Raw genomic sequence first — 7974 nt, 5'->3', positions numbered from 1 at the left:
ATAAGGTTATCAAACACTCATCACACCAATAAAAAACCTCTAATAACATTTATAAGTTATTAGAGGCTATTGTATTATCAAAAAACATCTTTTATTTCTGACTTACTAACTCTCCGCAAGAAAACTCTATACAAGACTCGCAAAACCAAATTTTATATTCTCTCATATAGGGTATATCTGCAGGTACATCTACAAAACAATAACTATTACAGTTAGCACAGCGTACGTCGCTTATGTAAGCACGATAACGATGTATCGCTTTAAAAAACTCCTTATGACTCAGTGCATGTTTTTGGCAGAGGTTTTGAATATGATTTAAATAACCAATTTTAGCGTCGTACTGCCAGTAATCATAACAAATCTGCTTTTCAGTCAAGCATGAAGGACTATCAATCAAATGAACACTCATAAGTTATTCTCCTACCCTTGACCAAATTGCGGTAAAAGATTACAGAGTTCGCTTTGTAACTCACTGCGTATATCATTTATATCATAACTTTCATGGTGATCAAGTTTGGTTTGAACCCATATACCAAGACACTGATAGTTATCAAAACAACAACTCATGCCTAAAAACTTGTTTAGACCGTAACCAGATTGAATGCAGTTATCTCGAATAAGATCATTTGCAATATTATTAGCATCAGCACTTATATATCCCGGAGGCTTATGCTTTTTCAACAAAGTTTGATAATCAATTGTTTTCATTACTAACCTCCTTGTCAATATTCGTATTGCTTATATCAAGTTGTACTTGACTGAGATTAACCAAAGCTTCAAAAGCACTACCATCCTGACGCGTCATATTGGGAACGTAACGACTATAAGTATTAAAAAGCATCTTGGTAGTTGAATGACCCATTTGGTATGCAATCCACTCGGGACTCTCGCCAGCAGCAAGCCATAACGTTGCAGCAGTATGCCGAGTTTGATAAGCATTTCTTTTCTTTAAGCCTAAAGCTTTAAGAGTAGGGTGCCAAACACGTTTATTAACATTGTTATAGTCAAAAGGCTCACCAGTATGTGAACAAAACACATACTCAGAACGCTTATAAGTGACTTTCTGTTGCTCTTTTAATGCATCATAGACCCATGGAGACATCTGAATGGCTCTATAAGATTCTTGCGTCTTTGGGGGAACTATTTTACCTTTGACTAAAGCCTGATTTATCACTATCTCACGTCGATTAAAATCAATACTATCCCAAGTTAGACCGTCGATTTCACTGGTTCTCATTCCAGTAAAAAAACGGACTAGGTAATAATTGCGATAATCTAGTCTTACCCCATTTATAAACTTCCAAACTTCATCAAGCGTGAAAGGCGCTATATTTACTTTAGGCTCTTTCAATGATTTGATATCGTCAAACGGGCTATCAAACTTATAGCGTTTTGCCGCTTCTTTTAGTATCATACCTAATGGTACCATTATCGAATTGATGCGTGCCGCTGACAGATGTTTGTTAGTTTTTCCGTAAGTCACTTTGGCGAGGGATGAACGGAAGGCTAATACATCTGTCTTTTTTATTAAATGTAATGGTCTAGAGCCAAAAGTAGGTATTAAATATAACCTTAATGTATCGGCTATCTTATTTCGATACGTCTCGCGCCATTCAATCTCCTTTTCTTGAGTAAACTGCATAGCAAAGTCTTTGAATAATGGCACATCGGTTTGAATAGATGTTTTACGGTCATTCAATGCCATCATTTCTTCAGCTTTATCGCTCTTTGGAAAGTATTGAGCGTAATTGAAAGTACCTAAAACAATCTCGGCCTCAATTCTTTCAATGATCTTTTGCAACTTCCTACGGTTTTCAGGGGTGTCAATCAGGTTAGTCGTTTCGCGACACCGAACACCTAGGTATCTAAAATCAACAAACAGTTTTTTGCCTCTGCTTCTAATGCTAGCCATAATAGTCTCCTTATTGTAGTGCCATGGCGTTAATGCTGCCGGATACACCGATACGCATATCTTTTTCAATTTCTTCCCAAATGTAGAGGATTTTTCTACCCCCAAATGGTCTAATGTAGTGAATACCTTCGATCAAGACACTATCTTTTAATTCATTTCGAATAGTACGAGGGTTATACTTAATACGTTCAGAAAGCTCTTGGGTAGTAAGGTAAGTATGTGACATAATATATTCCTTATATAAAGTATTAGCATAATGGTACTTTTGAATACCATAGTTGTAATTTACCATAAATTTATAACTATGCAAGTACTATTTACAACTAAGAATGGATTTTTATCATGATTGTGAATCATTTACCCACTTTGTTAGCGGAAAGAAGGCTAAAGGTAGCGGATGCCGTACGAGCGACGGGTATCAGTAAAACTACTTTACATAAAATATACAATGACCAATCGTCTAGAATTGACTTTGATACTATTGATAAGCTTTGCGAGTTTTTAGAAGTTGAGGTAGGAGAAATATTTGAGTATGTTGCTGATTCAGAAGATCAGGATCTAAAAAAATAAAGTTTTGATCAGAAATGGAGTAGAGGTCAAAATATAGATATTTAAAAATCACATAATTTGGGGAAGGCACAGCTTGGGCACAATCTGGGCACACGGCTTTTTTTGAAAACTATTATCTAAAATAAATCAATGAGTCGTTATGAATAGTTCAATAGGTCTCAGCCCTTATAAAACAACCACAAAAAAAGCCCCAATCATAAAGATTGGGGCTTTCGAATTTGGTAGGCGTAACTAGACTCGAACTAGCGACCTCCACCATGTCAAGGTGGCGCTCTAACCAACTGAGCTATACGCCTATTGAGGTGAGGTATTTTAGCAAATTATAGTTTTAATGCAAGCTTTATTATCACTAATTATTTGCAAACTACTGAAATATCATGATCCATAATTCAATAATATTTATCTTATAAATATGAAAAAAAACTAATTCTATGTAATTCAAATTAGTAGAATTTTATTCAGTTATTAGTTTAACTTTTTATTCTTATATCGAATATTCAAAAGTTAATTTTATGCGATAAATTATTGATTTAACACCTGTTGATAGGCATAATTTACTAACGATTTTTACTTTTAATAAAACTGTAATAAAACGATACTCTAGCCTTAAAAATTTAGGATGAAGTGAATTTCTTTGACATTAAATTCTATTAACTTTTTTAATAGCCTCTTTGAAAAGGATTTTCAAATCAATTCGATTATAGTTTAAATTTTAAACTCTTTTCTGAATGAATATTCCTAAATAAAACCTCAACACCTCGAAAGGATGCAAGTGTATGGCAATGTTCGATTATAAAAATTACTCAAGTGATGAGTCAAAAAAATTAGCAGATGATGCAAATCGCCTTTCTGTTTATACCAATGCTTCAAGTTTATTGGGCTTTATACCCGCTGACAACGTACTTAATGGATTAGGTAAAATAACTGGTGAACTTTTCCCAAATAATACCAATATTGGCATTCCTCAAGGATGGCGTGAATTAACGCCTAGCGATTTTGGTTTAAGTAACGATCTATTAGATAAGTCTGGCTATTTTAAGATTGAAAGTCTTTATACGGGTACCGCAGTTGAAGGTCCGCAGGCTAAGATATTTGGGCAATATGATGAAACTGGCAAACTTGAACGTATTAATCTTAATATAGCAGGTACCAATGACTTACCTGATATTTTGGATTATTTAAATCTTAATAGCCATGCTGGCAAAGAGTTATACGAGCCTATATTAAAAATAGTAAAAGATTATGCCATTAATAATGGGTTAACGGGTAGTAATGTATTAATAAGTGGTTACAGTCTGGGTGCAGGTGTGACCAATGTTATTGCCGCAGAACGTAAAGGGTTAGCCGATGGTTTCTTTACTGACTCCGATTATATGGCATTTGCCGTACCTGCTATATACGATAATCCAGATGTCGTCTTAAATTATGGATATGAGAACGATGTGGTACATCGTGTAGCTGGCAATGCGCCAGACTTTTTTACAGCGATAGCAGATGCTGATCCAGGCTTAGTAAACCCTGATAAAAATTACGCAAGCTCAATGGACAATGTGGTCTTATTTAATGATGTCTATGCTTCACCCATTTGGAATTTAAGTATTTTTTCATTGATAAATATTCCTACTGGTTGGTATGCGCACATAAATGGAGTTACCACCGATGCCATAACTCGTATTTCAAATTCTACCTTTTATAACTATACCCAAAAGGACAGTACGTTTATTGTAGCGGATTTAACCGCTTTAAGTCGTTCGACAACATGGGTTCAAGACTACAACACTCATACTTCAAGTCACTATAACACTTCTGCATTCTTAGTAGGCAGTAAATACGATGATTTGATAGCTGGTGGCTCAAATTTCGATTATATTGATGCCGGCGCAGGTAATGACACGATTAGAGCGGGCAATGGTGTCGATCATGTGGATGGAAATATAGGCATTGATCAGCTTCGTGTTGAAGGGCGTAGTCAAGACTGGAACGTCTATCAAATGCAAGATGATACTTTGTTTTTCGTCGATAAAAATGGCTACAACTTAGTTGAGGCTGACAATGTTGAATCTGTCAGTTTTAAAAGTGAGCTAATGAGCCATGGTTGCAATTACATCATTGGTGATACTGCTTTAGAAAATACTCAGCCTATTCGTAAGTGGTTTAGCGCTTTCGATGTAAAATATTCTGATCATGTTGAAGGCAGTGATCATAACGATACACTAACTGGCAGAATTGTGTTTGGCCGTGAAGGTAATGATTCAATCAAGGGTACTACGCTTTCAGATACTCTACACGGAGGCTCCGGAGACGATATCATTATGGGATTGGCAGGTAATGATAAACTATATGGTGCTGAAGGAAATGATATCTTAGACGGCGGTGCTGGCGCAGATACATTGATTGGTGGTATTGGTAATGATATATTTAAAATTAATGCCTTATCTGGAGGCGATGTCATTGTCGATTTTAATAATGATGTAGGCTATCATGATATTATTCAGTTCTCATCTGCGCTGTTTTCAGATATAGCTCATTTAAGTGCGCGCACAACTCAAGTAGGCGATGACGTATCAATTGGTTTAGGGGGTTTAAATTATTTAACCGTTGAAAATTGTTATGTTAATGATGTTTTAAACTGTTCTATCATTGCTTAATTAATAACTGACATATTTCTTAATTAAAAAAACTCAGCTAATTTGCTGAGTTTTTTGGTTGTAACAGACATTTTGTACCTAAAAAAACCATGACAGGTTATTAATACTATTTAACTTCAAGTCATTATTGTTTTGTACTATTAAAATATCCATCTTTGGCAGAGTCTTCAATAATAACGCCTTTGCTACTAAATGAAAAAGCCTTATTGCTAAAAGTACCTACCATGATAGATTCAATTAATGGTGAAACATTTTGCGCTTCGCTTTCGATAGCCACTACAAAGTTAGCACCGTCACCGCCAGTATCGTCATTTTTTTTGACAATATAGTTGAGTGTTCCCATAGGAGGCAACTCAATAGACTTATTCAAATAAGGGCGGACATAATCTCCTTGAGTATTATAGTAATCAATTCTAGTCACATATAAGCTGTTATCTAAGCTGGTATTACGAATACTCAAAGTCGCTGACAACATAACCTTTGTACTTTCTTCATCACCATATATATTTGAATAAACAGGCACATAAAACAAATGTTGATATGGCATATTACCCTTAGGCATATCAACCTCAAGTTTTTTTATCGGGTCCTTATGATCATCATTATATAAGATATTTGGATCTTTCTCGGGCGGGTTGCAAGCCGTCAAACCTAGACTAATAAGTAATGAGCTGGTCAATAATAGAGCAGTTTTCATAAAAATCCTTATAGGCCCCAAGGCACTTATTTAAGTTTAACCAAAATGAAACTCATCACCAATCAATAGGCTATTATCAGCAGCAATTAACCTACCAAAACATTAGTTTCTGGATAGTTGACCCGAGTAGATTTTGGCATAGCAATTAGATAAGCCAATGTCAACGGTCCAAGGCGCCCTGCAAACATCATAAACATAATTACAATTTCACCAGCACTACTTAATCGAGTGGTAAGTCCACGCGTTAAACCAACGGTACCAAGTGCAGATACAACTTCAAAAAGAACATCTTCAAAAGGATGCTGCGCCTCAATAACAGATAGAATAAACACACTTAAAAATATTAACATCATGGTGATACTAATTAGCGCTAATGACTTTCTTACCAATCTATCAGGTATACGACGCTCAAAAATAGTTACATGGTCACGTTGACGTAAAAAAGCCCAAGTCGTCAGTAGTAAAATTACAAAAGTACCCACTTTAATACCACTAGCAGTCGATACTGAACCGCCCCCAATAAACATTAAGAATATTGTCAAAACAGTACTGGCATCCGTGAGTCCTTCTACGGGAACCGTATTAAAACCTGCTGTTCTAGGAGTAATAGCTTGAAACCAAGAGGCAATAAGCTGATCTCCTAAAGGAAAATTGCCCATAGTATTTGGATTATTATGCTCCAACAGCCAAAATAAAACAAATGCAACTATATTTAAAGCGGCAGTTGCACCAAGCATAATCTTTGAGTTGACGTTTATTTTTGACCATTTTCTATTTTCAATTAAATCTTTTAAAACTATAAAACCCAGCCCACCAATAATGATAAGGGATGTGACGGTGATATTTATCCCATAATTGTGCGCATAAGGCATTAAATTGTCATTATTTAAACCGAAGCCTGCATTGTTAAATGCCGATATGGTATAAAAAAAACCACTATACAGAGCTTCAGATAGTGGCATTTCTTTAGCAAAAAATATTGATAGAAAGATAAAACCTATAAGTTCAACCGTCAATGCAATAGCAATTACAGATTTTGCAGTAGAGGATATATCCCCAAAGCTTGCATCCGCAAATGCTTCACGCGCTATTTTTTGTCCAGCAATATTTAGCCTGCGTTGTAAGCTCATAAATGCAAAGACCGCAAAGGTCATAAATCCAAGTCCACCTACTTGAATAAGAAAGGCAATAATAACTTGACCTAAGCGGGTATAGTTAGCAGTGTCCACGACTGCTAGACCTGTTACTGTCACAGCAGATGTCGCTGTAAAAGCCGCTTGTAGCCATGAAACGGGTTTAATAGAGCTGGCCGGGAGCATCAGTAAACAGGTGCCTATAGTGATAACGATCAGAAATCCAACTGACAAAATCATAGGCGGGGAGGTTAAAAGAGACATTTTTTTATTTGACATATTACCTACTCATTAAACCCTTATTAGATTTCTTAAGAAAATTATTTAGATAGATAATAACTTTTTGGCCAAAATTTTAAGATCATTCACATCCCCTTTAAAGACCAAACGATCTGGATATTGAACGTACATATCATCAGTGAAGTCTTGGAACACATCTTCATTACGGATAATGAGTAATAAGGATGTATCAGGATTTTTATGTCTGATTTTACCAATATTGATGGGGGAAGCATGTTGTGGTAGATCAATACGAACTAGATATTCTTTATTGCCCAGTGATAGATACTGCTTCATCATGGGATAGGCCATAGATTGCGCAATACGAATACCCATATCCTGTTCAGGATGAATGATATTTTTGACCCCCAGACTATTGAGGATATCATGATGGGCATCAGTCTTAGCTTTCACCCAAAGATTTTTAACCGGTAACTTAATCAGGTTTAAAGTACACAGTAAGCTAGCTTCCAAATCTTCACCAATGCTCACCATAACCCCATCAAATTGACTGAGGTTGAGTTCTTGCAAGGTATCAATGTCAGTAGCATCAGCAATTACAGAATGCGCCAAGGTATCACTAACTTTATCGACTTCGTCTTCATCTAGGTCGATACCTAATACCTCATTTCCCAAACTCTGTAGCTCAAAAGCGCACGCTCTACCAAAAACGCCTAAGCCTATAATAGCAAATTGCATAATCACCTCAGTTTATTAAGTATTTTGTATTCATTA

Annotated in this window: 9 protein-coding genes and 1 tRNA gene; 2 read left to right on the top strand and 8 right to left on the bottom strand. The window is 35.9% G+C overall.

From position 1 onward, the window contains the following. Nucleotides 1–91 precede the first annotated feature (91 nt). The 4 genes from QZ265_RS08470 to QZ265_RS08455 are packed head-to-tail and all read right to left on the bottom strand — an operon-like array spanning nt 92 to nt 2138. On the bottom strand, nt 92–409 hold the full coding sequence (locus QZ265_RS08470; RefSeq protein WP_296405285.1) for a hypothetical protein: 318 nt from the start codon (nt 407–409) through the stop codon (nt 92–94). Nucleotides 410–420: 11 nt separating this feature from the next. After that, the gene (locus QZ265_RS08465) at nt 421–708 is read right to left on the bottom strand and encodes a hypothetical protein (RefSeq protein ID WP_296405284.1); all 288 of its coding nucleotides are present in this window, start codon (nt 706–708) and stop codon (nt 421–423) included. Next, the gene (locus QZ265_RS08460; RefSeq protein WP_296405282.1) at nt 695–1912 is read right to left on the bottom strand and encodes a site-specific integrase; all 1218 of its coding nucleotides are present in this window, start codon (nt 1910–1912) and stop codon (nt 695–697) included. The genes QZ265_RS08465 and QZ265_RS08460 overlap by 14 nt, the downstream gene beginning before the upstream one ends. Before the next feature lie 10 nt (nt 1913–1922). Then, nucleotides 1923–2138, bottom strand: a complete 216-nt coding sequence (locus QZ265_RS08455) for a hypothetical protein (RefSeq protein ID WP_296405280.1) — start codon at nt 2136–2138, stop codon at nt 1923–1925. Nucleotides 2139–2254: 116 nt separating this feature from the next. On the opposite strand from QZ265_RS08455, the gene QZ265_RS08450 reads away from it, so the two are divergent. Continuing rightward, a complete protein-coding gene (locus QZ265_RS08450; RefSeq protein ID WP_296405278.1) occupies nt 2255–2482 on the top strand; it encodes a helix-turn-helix transcriptional regulator in 228 nt (75 codons plus the stop codon). Nucleotides 2483–2701: 219 nt separating this feature from the next. Here the strand turns inward: QZ265_RS08450 and QZ265_RS08445 are convergent. Next, nucleotides 2702–2778: transfer RNA gene (locus QZ265_RS08445), tRNA-Val, on the bottom strand. 480 nt (nt 2779–3258) lie between these two features. On the opposite strand from QZ265_RS08445, the gene QZ265_RS08440 reads away from it, so the two are divergent. Continuing rightward, nucleotides 3259–5130, top strand: a complete 1872-nt coding sequence (locus QZ265_RS08440) for a calcium-binding protein (protein ID WP_296405276.1) — start codon at nt 3259–3261, stop codon at nt 5128–5130. Nucleotides 5131–5254: 124 nt separating this feature from the next. Here the strand turns inward: QZ265_RS08440 and QZ265_RS08435 are convergent, their stop codons facing one another. From QZ265_RS08435 to QZ265_RS08425, 3 genes are all read right to left on the bottom strand, one after another. Then, nucleotides 5255–5827 carry a DUF3124 domain-containing protein gene (locus QZ265_RS08435; RefSeq protein ID WP_296405274.1) on the bottom strand — a complete coding sequence of 191 codons (573 nt, stop codon included), beginning with the start codon at nt 5825–5827 and terminating at the stop codon, nt 5255–5257. A gap of 86 nt (nt 5828–5913) precedes the next feature. After that, nucleotides 5914–7239 carry a TrkH family potassium uptake protein gene (locus tag QZ265_RS08430; protein WP_296405273.1) on the bottom strand — a complete coding sequence of 442 codons (1326 nt, stop codon included), beginning with the start codon at nt 7237–7239 and terminating at the stop codon, nt 5914–5916. Nucleotides 7240–7284: 45 nt separating this feature from the next. Beyond that, nucleotides 7285–7938 (bottom strand): TrkA family potassium uptake protein, encoded by a 654-nt coding sequence (locus tag QZ265_RS08425; RefSeq protein ID WP_296405271.1) that lies wholly within the window; start codon nt 7936–7938, stop codon nt 7285–7287. Between the last annotated feature and the right edge of the window lie 36 nt (nt 7939–7974).

Source organism: Psychrobacter sp. (assembly GCF_018260395.1).
In the GTDB taxonomy this organism is placed as follows: domain Bacteria; phylum Pseudomonadota; class Gammaproteobacteria; order Pseudomonadales; family Moraxellaceae; genus Psychrobacter.
Note: the sequence above shows the minus strand (reverse complement) of the source record. Positions and strands in the feature narration are given on the sequence as shown.